The organism is Rhizobium sp. BR 250 (assembly GCF_047445855.1).
Classification (GTDB): domain Bacteria; phylum Pseudomonadota; class Alphaproteobacteria; order Rhizobiales; family Rhizobiaceae; genus Agrobacterium; species Agrobacterium tumefaciens_I.
This window is the reverse complement of sequence record NZ_JARWKW010000007.1, coordinates 271,428-295,060: the sequence shown is the minus strand read 5'-3', so window position 1 is coordinate 295,060 and position 23,633 is coordinate 271,428. Positions and strand designations below refer to the sequence as shown.

Here is a 23,633-nt window from a genome sequence, read left to right as displayed (position 1 = left end):
ACGGGTGGTCTTTGGAAGGGCAAAAATGCCCCGGCCGCCAGACAGGGGACTAAGGATGCCACGCATTTATCTTTCGCAGGCGGCAAAGCTTTCGCGCCGTACCGCGCTGACGCTTGCACTAGGCACGGCGCTCTGGCTGCCGCTTTCGATTGCTGAGGCGCGAGCCGCGCCGAAAACCGCCCTGACGCTTGGCATGACGGTGGAGCCGACCGGTCTCGACCCGACCATTGCCGCCCCCGTCGCCATCGGTCAGGTCACCTGGCAGAATATTTTCGAAGGTCTCGTTACCATCGACAGCAAGGGCAAGGTGAAACCACAGCTTGCCGAAAGCTGGGAAATTTCGTCTGATGGCAAGAGCTATACCTTCAAGCTGCGCAAGGGTGTTACCTTCCATGATGGTGAGGCGTTCGATTCCTCTGTCGCGAAATTCTCGCTGGACCGTGCGCGCGGAGAAGCTTCCGTCAACCCGCAGAAGCGCTTCTTCGCGGCAATCGACAGCATCGAGACGCCGGATGCGGATACGCTGGTGCTGAAGCTGAAGCAGCCCGCCGGCAGCCTCATCTACTGGCTCGGCTGGCCGGCCTCCGTCATGGTCGCGCCGAAGAGTGCCGAGGGTAACCGCACGACCCCCATCGGCACCGGCCCGTTCAAATTCGTCAACTGGGCGAAGGGCGACAAGGTGGAACTCGAGAAGAACGCCGCCTATTGGGACAAGGCCGTGGCGGTGAAGCTCGACAAGGCGACTTTCCGTTTCGTCGCCGATCCGCAGGCGCAGGCGGCGGCGCTGAAATCCGGCGATATCGATGCCTTCCCGGAATTCGGTGCGCCGGAACTGATGACCTCCTTTGACGGCGACAAGCGCCTCGGCACCTTCGTCGGCAATACCGAATTGAAGGTCGTGGCCGGCATGAACAATGCCCGCAAACCCTTCAGCGACAAGCGCGTGCGCCAGGCGCTGATGATGGCGGTGGATCGCGGCACTGTCATTGAAGGCGCCTGGTCCGGTTTCGGCACAGCCATCGGCAGTCACTATACCCCGAACGATCGCGGTTATATCGACACGACAGGCGTGCATGCCTTCGATATCGACAAGGCCAAGGCGCTGCTTGCGGAAGCGGGATATGCCGATGGTTTCAGCTTCACCATCAAGGCCCCGCAAATGGCCTATGCCCAGCGCACCTCGCAAATCCTGCAGGCGATGCTGGCCGAGATCGGCGTGACCATGACCATCGAAACCACCGAATTCCCTGCCAAATGGGTGGCGGATGTTTTGAAGGGAGCGGATTACGACATGACCATCGTTGCCCATGCGGAGCCGATGGATATCGATATCTACTCCCGTGATCCCTATTATTTCAACTACAAGAACCCTGCCTTCAACGAGGTCATCGCCAATGTCGAAAAGACGGCGGATGCGGCTGAGCAGGAAAAGCTCTATGGCGAGGCCCAGAAAATCCTTGCCGAAGATGTGCCGGCGCTGTTCCTTTTCGTGATGCCGAAGCTTGGCGTCTGGGACAGGAAGGTGAAGGGGCTGTGGGAAAACGAGCCTATTCCTTCGAATGTGCTGACGGATGTGCATTGGGAAGAATAGGATTTGCCAGTCGCCGTTTCCTCCGTCATGCCGGGCTTGATCCGGCATCCAGTCCAGCCCAAGTCCTTGGGCTGAAAAGGCTCTTTTCGCCGCGCAGACGCGCGACGGCTGGATTCCGGCTCAAGGCCGGAATGACGGGGACGAGAGTGGCGGACGCCAAAGCAAACAGAACCACGCAAGGAGAAGATGCCAGATGTTAGCCGTCCTCATCCGGCGTCTCGTAAGCCTCGTCATCACGCTGTTTGCCGTCTCCCTCATCATCTATCTGGTCATGGGCCTGCTGCCGGGGGATCCGGCCGCCATCATGCTCGGCACTTCGGCAAGCCCGGATACGCTGGCCGCCCTGCAAAAGCAGATGGGTCTCGACCAGCCCTTGCCGCTGCGTTACCTCCACTGGCTTGCCGGGGTCTTCCGGGGTGATCTCGGGCAATCCTATACCTATGGCGTGCCGGTGGCGGGGCTGATCATCGAACGGCTGGCCGTCACCCTGCCGCTTGCGCTGCTTGCCATCTGCCTGTCCGTCACTATTGCCATTCCGCTCGGCGTCGCGGCGGCGAAGAACCGCAACGGGGCGCTGGATTTTGCGGCCGGGCTGTTTTCCCATGTGGGCATCGCCGTGCCGGGTTTCTGGGTCGGGCTGCTGCTCATCATCGTGTTTTCCACCACGCTCGGCTGGATGCCGGCCGGCGGGTTTCCCGGCTGGGCACCGAGCTTTTCGGCCGCTCTCACGGCGCTGGTGCTGCCGGCAATCGCGCTCGCGCTGTCGCAGGCCGGCGTTCTCACCCGCGTCTGCCGCTCCGCCGTGCTGGAGGTGATGAATGAGGATTTCGTGCGTACCGCCCGCGCCAAGGGCTTGAGCGAGCGGGTGGCGCTGTGGCGGCATGCGGTGCCGAACGCGATGATCCCCGTCGTCACCATGATCGGCCTGCAATTCACCTTCCTCATCGCCGGTGCTGTGCTGGTAGAAAATGTCTTCAACCTGCCGGGTCTCGGGCGGCTTGCCTATCAGGCACTGACGCAGCGGGATATCGTGGTGATGCAATCCGTCGTGCTGTTCTTCTCGGCGCTGGTTATCATCATGAATTTCGTGGTCGATATCGCCTATCTCTTCATCGATCCGAGATTGCGGGCAGGTGCACGATGATGCGATTGCTCCGCCGCCGCCCGGCCTTCGTCGTCGGCATCGCCGTCACCACCTTTCTCGTCGCCGTCGCCCTTTTGTCGCTGGTCTGGACGCCGGTTTCGCCGACCAAGATGCAGATCGTGCAGAAACTGAAATCGCCTTTCGTTTATGGCGGCCTCGGTACGGATCATTTCGGCCGCGATGTGCTTTCCATGCTGATGGCCGGTGCGTGGAATTCGCTCTCCACCGCCATTGCCGCCGTCGCCATCGGCGCCTTTATCGGCACGGCGATCGGTGTTGCGGTCGCAGCCCTGCGCGGCTTTACTGAAACCGTGGTCATGCGCATCTGCGACATCATCTTCGCCGTGCCGCCGATCCTGTCAGCCATGATGCTCGGCGCATTCATCGGCACGGGGCGTTTCACCGCCATCATCGCCATCGCCACCTTCATGGTGCCGGTCTTTGCCCGGCTGACGCTGGGGGCGGCCTTACAAATCTGGGCGCGGGAATATATCACCGCCGCCACCAGCATCGGCCAGAACCGGGCCAAGATCACGCTTTTCCATATCGTGCCGAATATTTCCAACCAGATCATCGTGCAGGTGACGATCCAGCTCGGTCTTGCGATATTGACGGAGGCTGGCCTTTCCTTCCTCGGTCTCGGCATGCCGCCACCCGCCGCCACCTGGGGACGGATGCTGGCGGATGCCCAGACCTATCTCGGCGCGGCCCCCTGGCTTGCCATCATGCCGGGCCTTGCCATTGCGCTCGCCGTCTTCGGCCTCAACCTTCTCGGTGATGGCCTGCGTGATCTGCTGGACCCGCGCGATACCAGCTGACCGCTTCAAGCCGATATTGCCCCTATTTCCTGTTTTTGTGACGAGACGATGCCATGACCGATCTCATAGACCTCAACACGCTCGAAATCCTGGCGCTTTATCGGGAAAGGAAGCTTTCGCCCTCGGAATATTGGCTGGCGGTGGAGGCGCGGATCGAGGCTTTCGAACCGACGGTGAATGCGCTTTATGCCTATGACCCGGAAGATGCCCGCAGGCAGGCAGAGGCTTCGACGCAGCGCTGGTATAGAGGCGAAACGCTCGGTGCTCTCGATGGGCTTCCGGTATCGTTAAAGGAACTCATCGCCACCAAAGGCCATCCCGTGCCGCTCGGCACAAAGGCGGTGGAACTGGTTCCGGCTCTCGATGATGCGCCGGTCGCCGCCCGTTGCCGGGAAGACGGGGCGATCCTCTACGCCAAGACGACCTGCCCGGATTACGGCATGCTCTCCTCCGGCCTTTCCAGCTTCCACAAGCTCAGCCGCAACCCGTGGGACCCCACCCAGAACCCCGGCGGCTCCAGCGCCGGGGCGGCTTCGGCGGGCGCTGCGGGTTATGGCACGCTGCATATCGGCACGGATATTGGTGGCTCTGTGCGGCTGCCGGCCGGGTGGACCGGGCTCTTCGGTTTCAAGCCGAGCCAGGGCCGCATTCCGGTCGATCCCTATTATACCGGCCGCTGCGCCGGGCCGATGACCCGCACCGTCGCCGACGCGGCCTATGCGATGGCGACGCTTTCGCGCCCGGACTGGCGCGATGGCACATCGCTGCCACCCAACACCATCGACTGGATGGATCTCGACATCGATGTGAAGGGCCTGAAAATCGGCCTGATGCTGGATGCCGGCTGCGGCCTGCCGCTGGATGAAGAGGTGCGCGATGCCGTGCTTTCCGCCGCTAAACTGTTCGAAGCGGCGGGCGCCATCATCATCCCGGTCGAGCCGGTGCTGACACGGGAGATGCTGGATGGGCTGGACGATTTCTGGCGCGCGAAATTCTGGGGCGATATGGCGGCGCTGAGCGCCGAGCGCCGCGCGGCGATCCTTCCCTATATTCACGACTGGGCGCAGAAAGGCGCGGATGTTTCCGGTGCGCGTGCCGTTTTCGGTTTCAATCAGACCATGGAAATGCGTAAAGTTTGCAGTCGGTTGATGCAGTCTGTTGATGTTGTTATTTCACCCGTCAACCCCATCGTCTCCTATCCTGCCGACTGGGCTTCGCCCACCAATGATCCCGAACGACCCTTCGAACATATCGCGTTTACCGTGCTGTGGAACATGTCGGAACAGCCGGCATCCTCGATCAATTGCGGCTTCTCTAGATCGGGAATGCCGATTGGCTTGCAGATCGTCGGTCCGCGTTATGAGGATCTGTTCGTGCTGAAGCTTTCCAGAGCCTTTGAGGCATGGGGCGGCGGTGTGCGGCGCTGGCCGGAGCCGCCGCAGGGCCGCTAATCCCGCCATTATCGGCCTTGTAGTATAGCGATAATACCCGTGCTTTGCCCCACACTGCTAGAGTGCCTGCAGGCATTTAAAAACGGGAGGAGCAAACATGCCGAAGAAGATTTTGATGATCGCCGGCGATTTCGCCGAGGATTATGAGACCATGGTGCCGTTCCAGACCCTGCTTGCGGTCGGCCATACGGTCCATGCCGTCTGCCCTGGCAAGAAAGCGGGCCAGACGATTGCCACGGCAATCCATGATTTCGAGGGTGACCAGACCTATTCTGAAAAGCGCGGCCATAATTTCGCGCTCAACGCCACCTTCGCCGATATCAAGGTTGCGGATTACGATGCGCTGGTCATTCCGGGCGGGCGTGCGCCGGAATATCTGCGGCTCAATGCGGATGTGCTCGCTGCCGTGAAACATTTCTTCGAGGCTGACAAGCCTGTCGCGGCCGTCTGCCATGGCGCGCAATTGCTGGCGGCGGCCGGTGTCCTGAAGGGCCGCACCTGCTCGGCCTATCCCGCCTGCCGCCCGGAAGTGGAACAGGCGGGCGGCACCTATGCCGATATCGCCATCGATGCCGCCGTTACCGACGGCAAGCTGGTGACGGCGCCCGCATGGCCGGCGCATCCGGCCTGGCTTTCGCAATTCATGGCGGTGCTCGGCAAATAAGACCGGCAAAACGGGGCTTTTTCCGGCCCCGTTTTCCGCTTATGTTTTTGAGCGTGGTGAGGGAGGAAACCATGTGCAAGCTCTTCATCAAGGCAGACCCGACGCTTTGGGAAAGCCATACCCGGTCGCTCAGGATCGATGGCATGGTCACGAGCGTGCGGCTTGAAAACTTCTTCTGGACGACACTGGATGAGATCGCGCGGCGCGATGGCATGAACAGTGTCCAGCTCATCGCCAAGCTTTATAATGAATCGATCGATGCCGGGCATGATCTCGGCAACTTCACCTCGTTCCTGCGGGTCTGCTGCGGGCGTTATCTCGCGCTTCAGCTTTCCGGCGATATTCCGGCGCGGACAGATATTCCGATTGCGGCACTGGATGCGGACAGCATTCTCGATGCGGAGAAGGCGAATTACCACTAACTAGTCACCGTATGCTCCACGTCATCCTCGGGAAAAGCCCGAGGATGACGTGGAGAGTTCTTACGTCTTATCATCACCCTCCGATCGGCCGTCTCCTCAGCTCTTCAACGCCCTTGGGTCGAGCGCATCACGCACGGCATCGCCGATATAGTTGACGCTCAGAACCGTCAGTGAAATCGCCAGCCCCGGCCACAGCACGCGCGATGGCGTCAATTGCAGGAAGTTGGCGCCATCGAAGAGCAGCCGTCCCCAGGTCGGAAAGTCGGAGGGGAAGCCGAGGCCTAGGAAGGAGAGCGCCGATTCCGTGATGATGGCGGCGGCGATGCCGAGCGTGGCGGATACCATGATCGAACTCAGAACATTCGGCAGGATGTGCCTGATAATGATGCGATATTCGCGCATGCCGCTCGATTTCGCCGCCATGATGAATTCCTGGCTTTTGATCGTCAGCACATCGCCGCGCACGATACGGGCGGTATGCATCCAGCTGGTTATCCCGATCACGAAGACGATCAGGATGAAGATGCCGGTTTCCGGCCCGAAGGCTGCGCGCAGCGTATCGCGAAACAGCATCAGGATGACGAGCAGCAGCGGCAGGAGCGGCAGGGCCAGGAACAGGTCGGTGAGCCGCATCAGCGGGCCGTCCAGATTTCGGAAATAACCTGATAGCACCCCCACCAGCGTGCCGAGAAACAGCGCCAGCAGCATGGCGGTAATGCCGACGGCAAGCGAGATGCGCCCACCCGCCAGAACCTGTGCCAGCATGTCCTTGCCGAGATTGTCGGTGCCGAAGGGATGGGCCAGCGACGGCCACTGGTTGCGCGCCTTCACGTTGATGGCGTTGGGTGCCACGGTGTGGATATAGGGGCCGACATAGACCGCAAGCAGGATGAAGGCGAAGACGAAGAGCCCCGCCACGCCGCCCTTGTGAACGCGGAACTGTTTCCAGATATCGGCAAGGGCGGATTGCGTGGGCGAGGGAGCAACCGTCGGCGCTGCGATGGTGGCGTCAGTCATAGCGGATCCTCGGGTCGAGAATGCCGTACAGCACGTCGGCAATCAGGTTGAAGAGCACGATCAGCACCGCGAAAATGAAGGTCAGCGTCTGCACCAGCGGAATATCCGCACCCTGAACGGCGGTGATCAGCAATTGGCCAAGCCCGTTCACGCGGAAAATCTGCTCGGTGATGATGGCGCCGGAAAAGATCGTCGGCACGCCGAGCGCAATGACGGTCACGACCGGGATCAGGCTGTTGCGCAGCACATGCACGAGCAGCACGGATTTTTCCTTCACGCCCTTGGCGCGCGCCGTGCGCACATAATCCTGATGCAGATTGTCGAGCATGGAGGCGCGCACGAAGCGGCTGATCTGCGAGACGTTGTAGAGCGTCAGCACCAGCACCGGCAGGAACATCTGCTTCACCTGCGCCACGAAACTTGCCCAGTCCCTGACCTGCAGATTGGTGTCGTAAACGGAAGGGAACCATTGCAGATAGGAGCTGAAGATGACGACCAGCAGCACGCCGGTGAAGAAGGTCGGCACCGAATAACCGACCATGGAAACGAAGGTGCCGATCTGGTCGAAGATCGAATATTGCTTGTAGGCGGAGATGACACCGATCGGGATCGCCAGCAGCGCGCCGAACAGATAGGCAAGGCCTACCACCCAAAGCGTCTGCGGCATGCGCTGGATGACGAGATCGACCACCGGGCTGCGTGTCGCCCAGGAGAGCACCCGCATGCGGCTGCCATCGCCGATCTGCCAGCCGGTCAGCTTTTCAAAGAGGTTCAGCGGCTCGTTGATGAAGAATTGCTGCAGCCACATCAGGTAACGGACGAAGAAGGGCTGGTCGAGGCCAAGCGAGGCGCGGATCTGTTCGCGCACCTCGGGCGGAATGGTGAGCGGCAGATCGCCGGTCGGGTCGTTGGGCGCGAGATCGAGCAGCGCGAAGATGACGAAGCTGATGACGAGCAACGTCGGTACGGCAAAGGCAAGCCGCCGGAGCGTAAAGGTAAACATCTGAAACTCTCCAGACCCAGAGCGCGGCAGGGCGAAAATCGGGAGTGTTTTCGCAGGGACGCGGCCAATGTGTCTTCAGATCATGGTCCAGGGCATGCAAAAGGCCGGCTCCCCCTGGGAAGCCGGCACATCTGCGTGTTATTTCTTGCGGGACCAGTCCGCGACGTTCCAGAGTTCGGAATCCCAGGCATTCATGCGAACGCCTTCCAGCGTCAGCGAATGCGAGGAGACACTGCCGCGGTGGATGAGCGGAATATGCGCGCCTTCCTCCGTCAGCATGTCATTGAGCTGCTTGGAAATCTCCGCGCGCTTGGTAAGCTCGGCGGTCTTGGAGAGTTCGCCCACCAGCTTGTCAAATTCCGGGTTGCAATAACGCGGAATATTCTGGCCCTGCCAGCCGTTTTGAGGGGCGGGGATCTTGTCGCACAGCCATTCCGCCAGATATTTCTCCGGGTCGGTGCCGTCGAAATTGTTGGTGTACATTTCGACATCGGCATAGAACTTCTGGAAGGTGTCCGGGCTGGCCGGGTCACCGCCGAAGAAGACCGAGGCGCTGACATTGCGCAGTTCGGAGGCAACGCCGATCTGCGACCACATGTCCTTCACCAGTTCCTGCGTGGCCTGGCGAACCGAATTGGTGGAGGTCTGGTAAAGGAAGGAGAGTTTCACGCCATTCTTGGCGCGAATGCCGTCGGCGCCTTTCACCCAGCCGGCATCGTCCAGCAGCTTGTTTGCGCCATCCACATCCTGCTTCAGGCACCAGCTGTCATTCTTGGTGGAGGCGACGGCTTCCGGCGCCGGCACGATGTTGCAGGTCGGTTTGCCGGCTTCACCGTAACCGGCCTCATCGATCACGTCGCGGTCGATGGCGAGTGAGAGCGCCCGGCGCACGGCGGGGTCGGAAAGGGCAGGGTGCGGGCCGCCCTCTTTGGTGGAGCGCTTGTCGCCCAGAGAAGGATCGGCATTGTACCAGTTGAGATTGATACGCTCGACCTGCGTGCCGAAGGCGGTTTCCAGCTTGCCCTTGCCGGCAGCCACCATGGTGGCCAGGATTTCCGGCTCCACCTGCATGTTCCAGGCGTAATCGAATTCGCCGGTTTCCAGCACGGCGCGCGCGGCGGAAGCGGCGTCGCCGCCGCCCTTCAGCGTCGCGGTGGCAAAGGCGGGCTTGGCCGGATCGCGGTAATTGGGGTTGGCGACGAAGCTGATGACATCATTCGGCTTGAAATCCTTGACCACGAAGGGGCCGGTGCCGATGGGGCCGAAATTGGCGGATGTGCAGCCGGGTGCGGCGGCGCCGACGCATTTTTCGAACTGCTTCTTCTGGATGACGGGCGATTGCGCTCCGACGAAGGCGGAATAGGGGTAGGGTTTCGGTTCGGTGAAGCTGACCTTGACGGTGTGGGCGTCGATGGCCTCGACATTCTTCACGCCTTCATATTGTGCCGCCTGCGCGCAGCCGCCATCCGGAGCGGTGCAATATTTCCACGAGAAAATCACGTCTTCGGCGGTGAAGGGCGTGCCGTCTGACCATTTGACGTCGCTTTTCAGCTTCCACGTCATGCTGAGCAGATCCTTCGCGACGCCGCCATTGTCGACCGTCGGAATCTCGGTGACCAGCATCGGCACCAGCTCGCCCTTTTCGTCGTAGCGCGCCAGCGGTTCGATCACCATGGACGAGCTGTAGATCTCTTTCGTGCCACCCGAAAGATAAGGGTTGAGTGTCGATACAGCCTGCCAGAACAGGATTTTCAATTCGCCGTCACTGCCACGCTCGGCATGGGCGGCAGAGCCTGCGAAAGCCATCGCCGCCACCGTGCTGGCAAAGAGAACGCTGCGCTTCTTCATCGTGGTTTTCCCCTTTTTTGGATTTTATCTATTCGAATGTTTGACGCTTTTCCCGTCGTCAAATGCAAGGTCTTTTATTTTAAGTGTTTGACTTTGCTAATGAATATTCCATCATTACCGATGATGCTATTGTCAGTTTTTTTTAAAAGCAAGTCCCAATGTCGCTTTTGTGAACAAAATTTGAGCCATTCAGTTTTGGGCCTATTTTTCGCCCATGTAGAGAATTTCCTGCTTGCAAAAGGAGAAATTCCAAACGCAATATGTTTTCCGACAACCCGGCGGGGAACAAAAAAAGGGAAAAAGAGAATGCCGATATTGAACCGTGTGGCTGAAATGCAGGAAGACGTGGCCGGCTGGAGGCGTCACCTGCACGAGCACCCGGAACTGCTCTATGATGTCTTCGAAACATCGAAATTCGTGGCCGAGAAACTGAAATCCTTCGGCTGCGACGTGGTGGAGACCGGTATCGGCAAGACCGGCGTGGTGGGCATCATCAAGGGCCGGCACGGGGACGGCCCGACCATCGGTTTCCGCTCCGACATGGACGCCCTGCCGATCCTCGAGACCAGCGGCAAGCCTTGGTCTTCGAAGACACCGGGCAAGGCCCATTCCTGCGGTCACGACGGGCACACCGCCATGCTTCTGGGCGCGGCGCAATATCTGGCCGAGTCCCGCAATTTCAAGGGTTCCGTCGCGGTCATCTTCCAGCCGGCCGAAGAGGGCGGGGCAGGCGCTCTCGCCATGCTGAATGACGGCATGATGGAGAAATTCGGCATTTCGCAGGTCTATGGCATGCATAACGAGCCGGGTATCCCGGTCGGGCAGTTCGCCATCCGCAAGGGTTCCACCATGGCGGCGGCGGATGCTTTCGAAATCACGATTACCGGCAAGGGCAGCCACGCGGCCGCGCCGCATCTTTCCGTCGATCCGGTTCTGACCTCGGCCTATATCATCATCGCCCTGCAATCCATCGTCTCGCGCGAGACGGACCCGTTGAAATCGCTGGTCGTCACCGTGGCCACTACCCATGGCGGCACGGCCTCCAACGTCATTCCCGGTTCCGTGACGCTGACGGGCACGGTGCGCACGCTTCTGCCGGAAACCCGCGATTTCGCCGAAAAGCGCCTGAAGGAAGTAGCGACAGCCACCGCCATGGCGCATGGCGCGACGGCCGAGGTGAAATATGATCGCGGTTATCCCGTCACCTTCAACCACAGCGACGAGACCGAATTCGCGACCGGCGTAGCCATGGGCGTGGCGGGTGCGAACGCCGTCAACACCAATCCCAACCCGCATATGGGGGCGGAGGATTTTTCCTACATGCTGGAAGCGCGCCCCGGCGCCTTCATCTTCATCGGTAACGGCGATACGGCCGGGCTGCACAATGCGGCTTACGATTTCAACGATGACGCGCTGCCATACGGCATCAGCTACTGGGTTTCGATGGCCGAAACCGCACTTGCTGCATAAGACATCCGGCGGCCCGCGTGGCCGCCTTCTGCTTTTCAGGAGATCGGCATGCTTTTGGCGGCAACATCCATGGAACAGACCGGCGGTTCGGTAAGCCCGGTTCTGTCGGTTCAGAATCTCACCACCTCCTTCCGCGTCGATGGCGGCTGGAAATCCGTCGTCCGCAACATGAGTTTCGAGATCGCGCCGCGTGAAACGGTGGCGATCGTTGGTGAAAGCGGCTCGGGCAAGAGCGTGACGTCGCTGTCCATCATGCGGCTGCTTGATAAAAAGACGAGCCGCATCGAAGGCAAGGTCATGCTCGGCGGGCGCGATCTGCTGGCGCTGCCGGAAGAGGAGATGCGCAAGGTTCGTGGCAAGGACATTTCGATGATCTTCCAGGAGCCGATGACCAGCCTCAACCCGATCTTCCCGATCGGCAAGCAGATCGCCGAAGCACTTACCGTGCATCAGGATATTTCCTCTTCCGCCGCGCGCGCTGAGGTCATCCGCCTCTTGGAAAAGGTCCGCATTCCCAATGCGAAGAACCGTTTCGACGATTATCCGCATCAGTTCTCGGGCGGCATGCGCCAGCGCGTGATGATCGCCATGGCGCTTGCCTCCAGGCCGAAACTGCTGATTGCCGACGAGCCGACGACGGCGCTCGACGTCACAATTCAGGGCCAGATACTCGACCTCATCAAGCAATTGCAGGAAGAGGAGGGCATGTCGGTCTTGTTCATCACCCATGATATGGGCGTGGTGGCGGAGGTGTCGGATCGCACCATCGTCATGTTCCGCGGCGATGTGGTGGAAACCGGCACGACCGATGATATCTTCCACCGCGGCCACCATCCTTACACACGGGCGCTGCTTTCAGCGGTGCCGAAGCTCGGCTCGATGCGGTCTCGGGTGCTGCCTGCCCGTTTCCCGATCATCGATATCAAGACCGGTGAGAGCCAGCCGGTGGTGGAGACGAAGGACACGGTGTCCGGCGGCAAGACGCCCATTCTGTCGGTCAAGGACCTGACGACACGTTTCGATATCCGTTCCGGCCTGTTCGGCCGCAAATCCGGCGCCGTGCATGCGGTGGAGAAGGTCTCCTTCGATCTGGCGGAGGGTGAAACCCTGTCGTTGGTCGGCGAATCTGGCTGCGGCAAGTCGACCACGGGTCGGTCGATCACCCGGTTGATCGAGCCCACATCGGGCAATGTCACGCTGGATGGTTACGAGGTGCTGAAACTCGACCGGACGACGTTGCGCACCATGCGCCGCAGCGTGCAGATGATCTTTCAGGACCCCTTCGCGTCGCTCGATCCGCGCATGAGCATCGGCACGGCGATCATGGAACCCTTTATCGAACACCGCCTCGGAGCCAAGCAGCAGGCGCGCGACAAGGCGGCGGACCTCCTTGAAAAGGTCGGTCTCAACCCGGACATGATGAAACGTTTCCCGCATGAGTTTTCCGGCGGCCAGCGCCAGCGTATCGCCATTGCCCGCTCGCTGATGCTCGATCCCAAGGTGATCGTCGCCGATGAGGCGGTCTCGGCGCTCGATGTCTCCATCAAGGCGCAGGTCTGCAACCTGCTGCTGGACCTGCAGCAGAGCCTCAACCTCGCCTTCCTGTTCATTTCCCATGACATGGCGGTGGTGGAACGCGTCAGCCATCGTGTCGCCGTGATGTATCTTGGCGAGATCGTGGAGATCGGCCCGCGTGCCGCCGTCTTCGACAATCCGCAGCATCCCTATACGAAAAAGCTGATGTCGGCCGTTCCTGTGCCGGACCCGGCGCGGCGGCAGATCCGGCGCAACATGGCGACGGACGAGATCAAAAGCCCGATCCGCCCGGTGGACTATGTGCCGCCGCAGCGGCATTACCGCGAGGTTTCGGCAGGGCATCTGGTGCAGGAAGCTGCGTGATCGAATGGTGGCGGCTTCGGGTTGACCGCTGGTAAGGGAGCGAGTGGTTGCCGCGCATTTCTTCTCCCCGCCGGGGAGAAGGTCGCGGCAGCGGGATGAGGGGGCAAGCTCTCGATCTACCGCTGGCGTTTCCCCCTCATCCGACACTCGGGCCACCTTCTCCCCGGCGGGGAGAAGAAACGCGCCGCACCGTCGTGCCAGATGGTTTTCAGTCGGCCAAACGCTCGCTTTCGCATGCTCCCCGTTTGACAGCCGGCGCAAAAAAATGCCAGCAAATGCGCAGGCATAATTCTCAAAGGGCAGCGGCATGGCCAGACGAAACGACGCACATGGACGGCTGGACGATGCGGCCCGTGCCGGCTGGCTTTATTATGTCGCCGGCCGCACGCAGGATGAGATCGCCGCCACCATGGGCATTTCCCGGCAGTCGGCGCAGCGGCTCGTGTCGCTGGCCGTCGCCGAGCGGCTGATCAAGGTGCGGCTCGATCACCCCATCGCCGCCTGTCTGGAAAAAGCCGAACGGCTGAAGGAAAAATTCGATCTCAAATATATCGAGGTGGTGCCGAGCGATCCGGCCGGCGTCTCCTCCACGGTCGGCATTGCCGAAGCCGGGGCGGCGGAAATCGAGCGCTGGCTGAAAAACGCCGATCCAATCGTGCTTGCTATCGGCACCGGCCGCACCTTGAAGGCTGCTGTGGATCAGCTGCCGCCGATGGAATGCCCGCAACACCGTATCGTGTCGCTGACCGGCAATATCGGGCCGGATGGATCGGCCGCCTATTACAACGTCATCTTCAGCATGGCCGATGCCATCAAGGCGCGGCATTTCCCGATGCCGCTGCCGGTGCTCTGCTCATCGGCCGAGGAGCGGGAACTGCTGCACGACCAGTCCATGGTGCGCTCCACGCTGGCGCTGGGGGCCGCCGCCGATGTCACCTTCGTCGGTGTCGGTGAACTCGGCGAAAACGCGCCGCTCTGCGTTGATGGTTTCCTCGGCGTGGATGAGATGAAGGCCCTGATGGCCAGCGGCGCGGTCGGCGAGATTTGCGGCTGGATGTATGATGCCGATGGCCGCATTCTCGAGCACTCCGTCAACGAGCGCGTCGCCTCCGTTCCTATTCCGTCACGGGAGACCTGCACGGTCATCGGCATGGCGCAGGGCACCCGCAAGAATGCTTCGATTCTGGCGGCGCTGAGAGGTGGTCTGCTGAACGGTCTCATCACCGACGAAGCGACGAGCGAATATTTGCTCACACACTGAGCAAAAATTAAATCAATAAAATCAGATGGTTGATTTTTCCATGTGCGCCGCAGCACAGGATGTCGCTTGACTTTTTTGCTTATGAGGTGAGTAAATGCCCTAGAGCAAAGCGAATGCTCATCATTTTTCTTCTGGGAGGAAGATATGACATTGAAGACCATTTTGCTGGGCGCATGCTCGGCACTCGCCTTTTCGACCCTTGCTTCCGCCGAGACGCTGACGATCGCGACCGTGAACAACGGTGACATGATCCGCATGCAGGGTCTGACCTCCGACTTCACCGCCAAGAACCCCGACATCAAGGTCGAATGGGTGACGCTCGAAGAAAACGTCCTGCGTGAGCGCGTGACGACCGATATCGCCACCAATGGCGGCCAATATGACATCATGACCATCGGCAATTACGAAGTGCCGATCTGGGCCAAGCAGGGCTGGCTGCTGCCGCTCGAAAAGCTCGGCGACAAATATGACGTCGACGATCTGCTGCCGGCGATCCGCGGCGGTCTTTCCATGGAAGGCAAGCTTTATGCGGCGCCGTTCTATGGCGAATCCGCCATGATCATGTACCGCAAGGACCTGTTCGAAAAAGCCGGCCTGAAGATGCCGGATAGCCCGACCTGGGAATTCATCGGCGATGCCGCCCGCAAGATCACCGACCGCAAGGCGGATATCAACGGCATCTGCCTGCGCGGCAAGGCCGGCTGGGGCGAGAACATGGCCTTCATCAGCGCGCTCACCAATTCCTTCGGTGGCCGCTGGTTCGATGAAAACTGGAAGCCGCAGTTCGACCAGCCGGAATGGAAAAGCTCGCTGCAGTTTTATGTCGATCTGATGAAGGATGCCGGCCCGTCCGGTGCTTCCTCCAACGGTTTCAACGAAAACCTGACGCTGTTCCAGCAGGGCAAGTGCGGCATGTGGATCGACGCCACGGTAGCTGCTTCCTTCGTCTCCAACCCGAAGGATTCCACCGTTGCCGACAAGGTCGGTTACGCTATCTTCCCGACCCATGGCGAGCTGAAGAACCACGGCAACTGGCTGTGGTCGTGGAACCTCGCGATCCCGAAGAGCTCGCAGAAGTCGGAAGCGGCTGAAAAGTTCATTTCCTGGGCAACCAGCAAGGACTATACCGCGCTTGTCGCTTCCAAGGAAGGCTGGGCAAACGTGCCTCCGGGCACCCGCACCTCGCTTTACAAGAATGCCGACTATGAAAAGGCAGCCGCCTTCGCCAAGCCGACGCTTGCCGCCATGGATGCCGCCGACATCACCAAGCCGACTGTAAAGCCGGTGCCTTATACCGGTGGTCAGTTCGTGGCGATCCCTGAATTCCAGGCGCTCGGCACCACGGTCGGTCAGCTGTTCTCGGCGGTGGTTGCCGGCCAGTCCAGTGTCGATGATGCGCTTGCGGGCGCCCAGTCGACCGCGACGCGTGAAATGACCCGCGCCGGTTACATCAAGTAATCCTCCCGAAGATCGCTGCCCGGCGCCAATGCCGGGCAGCGAACCTTGGGGATTGGAGGCCACCGGGATGTACGGCGGCGTTTAAGCCTTTCAAATCAAAACAAGAATGAGCCGGTTCTTCCGGATATGCCGGGCGCATGTCGTGACGCCCAGGCCCAAGGGGAGGTGAGTGCAATGGCAACACGAAACACGAGCGGGTTAGCGCGGGTGATGCTTGCGCCCTCGGTGCTTTTGCTTCTGGTGTGGATGATCGTGCCCCTGGCGATGACGTTGTGGTTCTCGTTCCAGAACTACAATCTCCTCAACCCGGCCAATGTCAGCTTTGCCGGTCTGTTCAATTACCAGTATTTCTACACCGACCCGGCCTTCTTCCAGTCGATCTGGAACACGCTGGTCATCGTCGGCGGCGTACTTGCGATCACCGTCATCGGCGGCATCGCCATTGCGCTCTTGCTCGACAATGACATTTTCGGCCAGGGCATCGTGCGCATCATGATCATCTCGCCCTTCTTCGTCATGCCGCCTGTCGCAGCACTGGTGTGGAAGAACATGATCATGCATCCGGGTTACGGCGTGCTCGCCGATCTTGCCCGCTTCTTCGGTTTCCAGCCGGTCGACTGGTTCGCGCAGTTTCCCCTGCTGTCGATCATCATCATCGTCGCCTGGCAATGGCTGCCGTTCGCGACGCTGATCCTGCTCACCGCCCTGCAGTCGCTCGATGGCGAGCAGAAGGAAGCCGCCGAGATGGATGGCGCCAACTTCGTCAACCGCTTCATCTACCTGACCCTGCCGCATCTGTCGCGCGCCATCACCGTCGTCATTCTCATCCAGACGATCTTCCTGCTCGGCGTCTATGCGGAAATCCTCGTCACCACCAATGGCGGCCCCGGCTATGCCTCCACGAACCTCGCCTTCCTCATCTATCGCACCGCACTATTGGGCTACGACGTCGGCGGTGCTTCGGCCGGCGGCATCATCGCCGTCATCCTCGCCAATATCGTCGCCATCTTCCTGATGCGTGCCGTTGGCAAGAACCTCGACCGGTAAAGGGGAAACATCATGGCCCGCAAGACAACCACACGTGCGAAGATCGGCTTTTCCATCGCGGCCTGGGCCGTGGCGCTGTTGCTGTTCTTCCCGATCCTCTATGCCTTCCTCACCTCGCTCAAGACCGAGCCGGAAGCAATCGCCGGCTTCAGCCTCATTCCCTCGGGCACGCTTGAGAATTATGTCACGGTGCAGACCCAGCGCGATTACTTCAAGCCCTTCATGAACTCGGTGGTGCTGTCGCTCGGCTCGACGATCATTGCGCTCATCATCGCCATTCCCGCCGCCTGGGCCATGGCGTTCTCGCCGACCAAACGCACCAAGGACATTCTGATGTGGATGCTCTCCACCAAGATGATGCCGGCCGTCGCCGTGCTGGTGCCGATCTATCTGATCTTCCGCAATGCCGGCCTGCTCGATACCCGCATCGGCCTCACCGTCATGCTCACCTTTATCAACCTGCCGATCGTCATCTGGATGCTCTACACTTACTTCCGGGAAATCCCCGGCGAGATTCTGGAAGCCGCCCGCATGGATGGCGCCTCGCTGTGGAACGAGATCGTGCATGTGCTCACACCAATGGCGGTGCCGGGCATTGCCTCGACGCTGCTCTTGAACGTCATCCTCGCCTGGAACGAAGCCTTCTGGACCATCCGGCTGACGACCACCAATGCCGCCCCGCTGACGGCCTTCATCGCCTCCTTCTCCTCGCCGCAGGGGCTGTTCTGGGCAAAACTCTCGGCCGCCTCGATGATGGCGATCGCCCCCATTCTCGTCATCGGCTGGTTCTCGCAGAAACAACTCGTGCGTGGCCTGACCTTTGGCGCCGTGAAATAAGGAACGACAAACATGGGCAGCATTTCCCTTCAGACCGTGTCCAAGCTCTTCGGTGAGGCGAAAGTCATCCCGTCGATCGATCTCGATATCCATGACGGCGAGTTCGTCGTCTTCGTCGGTCCCTCCGGCTGCGGCAAATCCACGCTTTTGCGGCTGATCGCCGGGCTGGAAGACGTCTCCGGCGGCAAGATCATCATCGACGGCAAGGATGTGACGGAAAAGGCCCCGGCCGAGCGCGGCCTTGCCATGGTGTTCCAGTCCTATGCGCTTTATCCGCATATGAGCGTCAGGAACAACATCGCCTTCCCGCTGAAGATGGCCAAGCTCGACAAGGCGGTGATCGATAAAAAGGTGGAAGACGCCGCTCGCGTGCTGAACCTTACCGATTATCTCGAACGCCGGCCCTCGCAGCTGTCGGGCGGCCAGCGCCAGCGTGTGGCTATCGGCCGCGCCATCGTGCGCGAACCCTCCGCCTTCCTGTTCGACGAGCCGCTCTCCAACCTCGATGCGGCGCTGCGCGGCACCATGCGGCTGGAAATCTCCGAGCTGCACAACACGCTGAAGACAACGATGATCTATGTCACCCACGACCAGGTGGAGGCCATGACCATGGCCGACAAGATCGTCGTGCTCAACCGCGGCAATATCGAGCAGGTCGGCTCGCCGATGCAGCTCTACCGCTCCCCCGCCAACCTCTTCGTCGCCGGCTTCATCGGCTCGCCGCGCATGAACCTCATCACCGGCGACTTTGCCCGCAGCAAGAATGCCACCACCGCCGGTGTGCGGCCAGAACATCTGCTGCTGTCGAAGGACAGCGGGCTGTGGCAGGGCAAGGTCACCGTCGCCGAACATCTCGGCTCCGATACCTTCCTGCATCTCGAGGTCAACGGCATCGGACCGATCACTGCCAGAGCCGATGGCGAGTTCGAATGCAGGCATGGCGATACCGTCTTCATCACACCCGATGATACAAAGATACACAGGTTCGATGATAAGGGTGTCGCAATATGACGGGGAGACTGGACGGTAAATCCGCGCTGATTACCGGTTCGGCGCGCGGCATCGGCCGCGCCTTTGCCGAAGCCTATCTGCGCGAGGGCGCGACGGTCGCCATTGCCGATATCGATTTCGAGCGGGCCAGCAAGACTGCCCGCGAGATTGGCGAGAACGCCTATGCCGTCGAACTCGACGTGACCAAACAGCATTCGATCGACACCGCCATCCGCACCGTGGAGGGCCAGACCGGCGGGCTCGATATCCTCATCAACAATGCCGCGCTCTTTGACCTCGCACCGATTGTCGAGATCAAACGCGAGAGCTACGAGCGGCTGTTTTCGATCAACGTGTCCGGCACGCTGTTCATGATGCAGGCCGCCGCAAAAACAATGATCGCTCGGGGAAAAGGCGGCAAGATCATCAACATGGCAAGCCAAGCGGGCCGGCGCGGTGAGGCCCTTGTGGCGGTTTATTGCGCCACCAAGGCCGCCGTCATCAGTCTCACGCAATCGGCCGGGCTCGATCTCATCAAACACGGCATCAACGTCAATGCGATTGCGCCGGGCGTGGTCGATGGTGAGCACTGGGACGGCGTGGACGCGCTGTTTGCGAAATATGAAAACCGCCCCGCCGGTGAAAAGAAGCGGCTGGTCGGAGAGGCCGTACCCTTCGGCCGCATGGGCCGTGCCGAAGACCTGACCGGCATGGCGATCTTCCTTGCCTCGGCTGAAGCCGAATACATCGTCGCCCAGACCTATAATGTCGATGGCGGCAACTGGATGAGCTGATCCCCGGGACTTTCCCGGTGACCGGCACGAACAACGTTTCCCTTTCGAGGATCGTGACATGACATGCAAACTCTCCCTCGCAACGCTTGACGACGCCAGAAAAACCGCGGCGGTTCCGGCCTATTCCCGCGACGATCTCTCCGCCGGCATCGTGCATTTCGGTGTCGGCAATTTCCACCGCGCCCATCAGGCGGTCTATCTGGATGACCTGTTCAACACGGGCACGGATCATGACTTCGCCATCATCGGCGCCGGTGTTCTGCCTTCCGATGCGGTGATGCGGGAAAAGCTCGCCGCGCAGGATTTCCTGACGACTGTGGTGGAGCAGGACAATAACCGCACCGGTGCGCGTGTCACCGGGCCGATGATTGATATTCTGATGGTCGGCGACACACAGCGCATTGTCGATACGCTCGCCGATCCGAAAATCCGCATCGTCTCGATGACGATTACCGAAGGCGGTTATTTCATCGACGCTTCCGGTTCCTTCAATCCGCAGCACCCGGCGATTGCCGAGGACGGGAAACATCCGGCCCAGCCGAAAACCGTCTTCGGCCTGATCGTCGCCGGGCTGAAGGCGCGACGCGACAGGGGGCTTTCCCCCTTCACCGTCATGTCCTGCGACAACATTCCACACAATGGCAAGGTCACAAAAAATGCGGTGGTTGGGCTTGCGGCGCTCTCCGATCCGGCCTTTGCCGACTGGATCGGTGCAAACGTCGCTTTCCCCAATTCCATGGTGGACCGCATCACGCCCGCCACCGGCGAACGCGAACGCAACATCGCCCGCGACGATTTCGGCATCAATGACAATTGGCCGGTCTTCTGCGAGGAATTCAAGCAATGGGTGATGGAGGATAATTTCCCCGCCGGCCGGCCTGCGCTCGAAAAGGCGGGTGTGCAGTTCGTGAAGGATGTTGCGCCTTACGAACACATGAAAATCCGCATCCTCAATGGCGGCCATGCGGCCATTGCCTATCCGGCGGCGCTGCTCGACATTCATTTCGTGCATGAGGCGATGGAACATCCGCTGATCCGGGCGTTCCTGGCAAAGCTCGAGAAGGACGAGATCATTCCCGTCATTCCCCCGGTTCCCGATACCGATCTCAACGATTATTTCACGTTGATCGAGCGGCGTTTCCTCAATCCGAAGATCGGCGACACGATACCGCGTCTGGCGCAGGACGGTTCCAACCGCCAGCCGAAATTCATCCTGCCTTCCACCGCCGACCGGTTGGCGCGCGGTGAGGATATTATCGGGCTTTCGCTGGTATCGGCGCTGTGGTGCCGCTATTTTTATGGCACTTCGGACAGCGGCAAGGAAATCACCTTCAACGATGCCAGTGCCGAACGCCTGCAGGCGGCGGCCATCAAGGCCAAGGACGATCCGATGGCCTTCCTTGCGCTTGACGATATCTTCGGGGCAGTTGCCGAATCGGAGCTTTTCCGTAAACGCTTCGCCCATGCACTGAAGACGCTGTGGCAAGAAGGCACGGCGAAGACCTTGCAGCTTTATCTGGATGACAAGCTGGCCGAAAAGTGACCACGAGATGGAAGACCCGACGGGACCATTGCTGATTTTCGATTGCGACGGCGTTCTCGTCGACAGCGAGCCGGTCTCGATCGCGGTGCTTCTCGACATGCTCTCCCATCTCGGCGTGACGATGGGAGAGGAGGAAGCCTATGAGCGCTTTCTCGGCCGCAGCGTCGCCAGCATGACGGCGACGCTGTTTGACGATTACGGTGTCGAGACCGACATCGATTTTCTCGACCATATGCGCGCGACGCTGTTCGAGCGTTTCCGCACCGAGCTGCGCCCGATCGAGGGCATTGCCGAAACGCTGGACCGGCTGAAGGCTCTCCGGCGCTGCGTGGCGTCTTCCAGCCAGCCGGAGCGCATCCGATATTCGCTGGGGCTGACCGGCCTGATCGAGCGGTTCGAGCCGCATGTCTTCAGCGCAACCATGGTCAGGAACGGCAAGCCGGCGCCCGATCTTTTCCTGCATGCGGCGCGCGAAATGGGTGCCGAACCGCGTCACTGCATCGTGATCGAGGACAGTCCGGCGGGCATTGCCGCCGCAAAGGCGGCCGGCATGGGCGTTTTTGCCTTTACCGGTGGTTCGCATGCGCGCTTTCCCGCATTCCGCGAGAAGATCGCCGGGCTCGGGGCTGATGCCGTGTTTGACGCGATGCCGGATTTGGTCCAACTTGTCGGCAATTATGTGGGGAAGGGCGGTTTTGACGACCAAGTGCAACGTGACGCGGGCTGAGCTTGAGCTTGCCTGCCGCCGTCGTCGTCGGGTCGTTGCGCAAGGGATGGAATTGAAGTCTTGATGCGTCAAAATCTCGTCGCTGTCGATGTCGGCACGGCCAGTGCGCGGGCCGGGATTTTCGATCCGGCCGGCCGGCTTCTCGCCCGCTCCACCCATCCCATCCTCATGCAGCGGCCGCGTGAAAACCACGCCGAGCATGATTCCACCGATATATGGAATGCCGTCTGTATCGCCGTGAAGGCGGCGCTTGCCGATGCCGGCGTTCCGCCGCAAAGCATCGCCGCCATCGGTTTCGATGCTACCTGCTCGCTTGTCATTCGTGACGCGCAGGGAGAGCCGGTTTCTGTTTCCATGACGGGGCAGGATCGCTTCGACACCATCGTCTGGCTCGACCACCGGGCGATAAACGAGGCCGACCGGCTGACGGCATCCGGCCACCGCGTTCTCGATTTCGCCGGCGACAGTGTTTCGCCGGAAATGCAGATGCCGAAGCTGATGTGGCTGAAGGCGCATATGCCTCAAAGCTGGGCGCGCATGTCCTTCGCCTTCGATCTCGCGGATTTCCTGACATGGAAGGCGACCGGTTCGGCGCAGCGCTCCAATTGCACGCAGACGGCGAAGTGGAATTTTCTGGCGCAGGAAAATCCCGGCTGGCAGGCGGATTATCTGGAACTGGCCGGCCTTGGTGATCTGAAGGAACGGGCAGGGCTGCCCGAAACCACCGTGATGCCGGGGGGAAGCATCGGTCCGCTTTCACCCGAAGCCGCGGCCGAACTCGGCCTCGACACCGGCTGCCAGGTGGCGGCGGGCATGATCGATGCCTATGCCGGCGCGCTTGGGGCGCTGGGCGGCTGCCTGTCGGGCGATGTCGGCCGGCATGTGGCGCTGATCGCCGGCACATCGAGCTGCCTTGTCGCCATGTCGCCGCGGCAGATGCCGGGTCACAGCCTCTGGGGCCCCTATTGGCAGGCCATTCTGCCCGGCCACTGGCTGGTGGAAGGCGGGCAATCGGCCACCGGCGCGCTGCTCGATCATATCGTGCGCATGCATGCGGCGGGCGGCGAGCCGGATATGGCGCTGCATGCCCGCATCGTTGCCCGGGTCAGCGAATTGCGCGCGCTCGAGGGCGAGGCCTTCGCCGAGCGGCTGCATGTGCTGCCGGATTTCCACGGTAACCGTTCGCCGCTGGCCGATCCGCACGCGGTCGGCGTCATCAGCGGCCTGACGCTGGACACGTCTTTCGACAGCCTCTGCCGTCTCTACTGGCGCACCGCCGTAGCGATAGCGCTCGGCGCGCGCCATGTACTCGATGCCATGGAGCGCTTCGGTTATGCGGTGGAAAGCCTGCATGTCACCGGCGGGCATGTGAAGAACCCGCTGCTGATGGAACTTTACGCCGACGTGACGGGCAAGCGCATCGTGGTTCCGGCCACCGCCGACGCCGTGCTTCTCGGCACGGCAATGACGGCGGCAACGGCGGGCGGCGTGCATGCGAACCTCGCGGCGGCGGGAGGCGCCATGTATCCGGGCAATGCGGAAATATCCGGAAATCCGGCGCTTAGAGCCCGTTATGAGCGGGATTACCGCCGTTTTCTCGCCATGTACCGGCATCGCCAGGAACTGGAAAGCCTTTAACTTTCAAGGAA

The 23,633-nt window shown here is 60.8% G+C and carries 20 protein-coding genes; 17 read left to right on the top strand and 3 right to left on the bottom strand.

Going from position 1 to position 23,633, the window contains the following annotated elements:
* The first annotated feature begins 55 nt into the window (after positions 1 to 55).
* The 6 genes from QD336_RS14105 (at position 56) to QD336_RS14080 (ending at position 6,090) form a co-directional block, all read left to right on the top strand.
* Positions 56 to 1,591, top strand: coding sequence for an ABC transporter substrate-binding protein (locus QD336_RS14105; RefSeq protein ID WP_269345312.1), 1,536 nt, complete (start codon positions 56 to 58; stop codon positions 1,589 to 1,591).
* A gap of 193 nt (positions 1,592 to 1,784) precedes the next feature.
* The gene (locus tag QD336_RS14100; protein WP_269345314.1) at positions 1,785 to 2,735 is read left to right on the top strand and encodes an ABC transporter permease; all 951 of its coding nucleotides are present in this window, start codon (positions 1,785 to 1,787) and stop codon (positions 2,733 to 2,735) included.
* Positions 2,732 to 3,553: an ABC transporter permease gene (locus QD336_RS14095; RefSeq protein ID WP_269345316.1), complete on the top strand. Its 822-nt coding sequence runs from the start codon at positions 2,732 to 2,734 to the stop codon at positions 3,551 to 3,553. Before QD336_RS14100 ends, QD336_RS14095 begins: the two co-directional genes overlap by 4 nt.
* 53 nt (positions 3,554 to 3,606) lie before the next feature.
* Entirely contained in the window at positions 3,607 to 5,004 is a 1,398-nt protein-coding gene (locus tag QD336_RS14090; RefSeq protein WP_499171088.1) for an amidase, read from the top strand.
* A 97-nt stretch (positions 5,005 to 5,101) separates the two neighbouring features.
* Complete coding sequence (locus QD336_RS14085) at positions 5,102 to 5,668, top strand: DJ-1/PfpI family protein (RefSeq protein ID WP_269345320.1); 567 nt, start codon at positions 5,102 to 5,104, stop codon at positions 5,666 to 5,668.
* Positions 5,669 to 5,739: 71 nt separating this feature from the next.
* Positions 5,740 to 6,090, top strand: coding sequence for a ribbon-helix-helix domain-containing protein (locus QD336_RS14080; protein WP_269345321.1), 351 nt, complete (start codon positions 5,740 to 5,742; stop codon positions 6,088 to 6,090).
* Positions 6,091 to 6,186: 96 nt separating this feature from the next.
* Here QD336_RS14080 and QD336_RS14075 read toward each other — a convergent pair whose 3' ends face one another.
* From QD336_RS14075 to QD336_RS14065, 3 genes are all read right to left on the bottom strand, one after another.
* Positions 6,187 to 7,107 carry an ABC transporter permease gene (locus QD336_RS14075; protein ID WP_499171087.1) on the bottom strand — a complete coding sequence of 307 codons (921 nt, stop codon included), beginning with the start codon at positions 7,105 to 7,107 and terminating at the stop codon, positions 6,187 to 6,189.
* Complete coding sequence (locus QD336_RS14070; RefSeq protein WP_269345325.1) at positions 7,100 to 8,110, bottom strand: ABC transporter permease; 1,011 nt, start codon at positions 8,108 to 8,110, stop codon at positions 7,100 to 7,102. The genes QD336_RS14075 and QD336_RS14070 overlap by 8 nt, the downstream gene beginning before the upstream one ends.
* 138 nt (positions 8,111 to 8,248) lie before the next feature.
* Positions 8,249 to 9,958, bottom strand: coding sequence for a peptide ABC transporter substrate-binding protein (locus QD336_RS14065; RefSeq protein ID WP_269345327.1), 1,710 nt, complete (start codon positions 9,956 to 9,958; stop codon positions 8,249 to 8,251).
* A 306-nt stretch (positions 9,959 to 10,264) separates the two neighbouring features.
* Between QD336_RS14065 and QD336_RS14060 the strand changes: the two genes are divergently transcribed.
* The 11 genes from QD336_RS14060 to QD336_RS14010 all read left to right on the top strand — a co-directional run bounded on the left by QD336_RS14060 (position 10,265) and on the right by QD336_RS14010 (position 23,622).
* Positions 10,265 to 11,428: a M20 aminoacylase family protein gene (locus QD336_RS14060; protein WP_269345329.1), complete on the top strand. Its 1,164-nt coding sequence runs from the start codon at positions 10,265 to 10,267 to the stop codon at positions 11,426 to 11,428.
* 48 nt (positions 11,429 to 11,476) lie between these two features.
* A complete protein-coding gene (locus tag QD336_RS14055) occupies positions 11,477 to 13,327 on the top strand; it encodes an ABC transporter ATP-binding protein (protein WP_269345331.1) in 1,851 nt (616 codons plus the stop codon).
* Positions 13,328 to 13,634: 307 nt separating this feature from the next.
* On the top strand, positions 13,635 to 14,588 hold the full coding sequence (locus QD336_RS14050) for a sugar-binding transcriptional regulator (protein ID WP_269345333.1): 954 nt from the start codon (positions 13,635 to 13,637) through the stop codon (positions 14,586 to 14,588).
* Between the two features lie 144 nt (positions 14,589 to 14,732).
* Positions 14,733 to 16,046, top strand: coding sequence for an ABC transporter substrate-binding protein (locus tag QD336_RS14045; protein ID WP_269345336.1), 1,314 nt, complete (start codon positions 14,733 to 14,735; stop codon positions 16,044 to 16,046).
* Positions 16,047 to 16,220: 174 nt separating this feature from the next.
* Entirely contained in the window at positions 16,221 to 17,093 is an 873-nt protein-coding gene (locus tag QD336_RS14040) for a carbohydrate ABC transporter permease (protein WP_269345339.1), read from the top strand.
* Between the two features lie 12 nt (positions 17,094 to 17,105).
* Positions 17,106 to 17,930, top strand: coding sequence for a carbohydrate ABC transporter permease (locus QD336_RS14035; RefSeq protein WP_269345341.1), 825 nt, complete (start codon positions 17,106 to 17,108; stop codon positions 17,928 to 17,930).
* Between the two features lie 12 nt (positions 17,931 to 17,942).
* Entirely contained in the window at positions 17,943 to 18,941 is a 999-nt protein-coding gene (locus QD336_RS14030; protein ID WP_269345343.1) for an ABC transporter ATP-binding protein, read from the top strand.
* Entirely contained in the window at positions 18,938 to 19,714 is a 777-nt protein-coding gene (locus QD336_RS14025; protein WP_269345344.1) for an L-iditol 2-dehydrogenase, read from the top strand. Before QD336_RS14030 ends, QD336_RS14025 begins: the two co-directional genes overlap by 4 nt.
* Before the next feature lie 58 nt (positions 19,715 to 19,772).
* On the top strand, positions 19,773 to 21,257 hold the full coding sequence (locus QD336_RS14020) for a mannitol dehydrogenase family protein (protein WP_269345346.1): 1,485 nt from the start codon (positions 19,773 to 19,775) through the stop codon (positions 21,255 to 21,257).
* A gap of 7 nt (positions 21,258 to 21,264) precedes the next feature.
* Positions 21,265 to 21,984, top strand: a complete 720-nt coding sequence (locus QD336_RS14015; protein WP_269345778.1) for an HAD family hydrolase — start codon at positions 21,265 to 21,267, stop codon at positions 21,982 to 21,984.
* Positions 21,985 to 22,047: 63 nt separating this feature from the next.
* Positions 22,048 to 23,622 carry an FGGY-family carbohydrate kinase gene (locus QD336_RS14010; protein WP_269345348.1) on the top strand — a complete coding sequence of 525 codons (1,575 nt, stop codon included), beginning with the start codon at positions 22,048 to 22,050 and terminating at the stop codon, positions 23,620 to 23,622.
* The last annotated feature ends 11 nt before the right edge of the window (positions 23,623 to 23,633 follow it).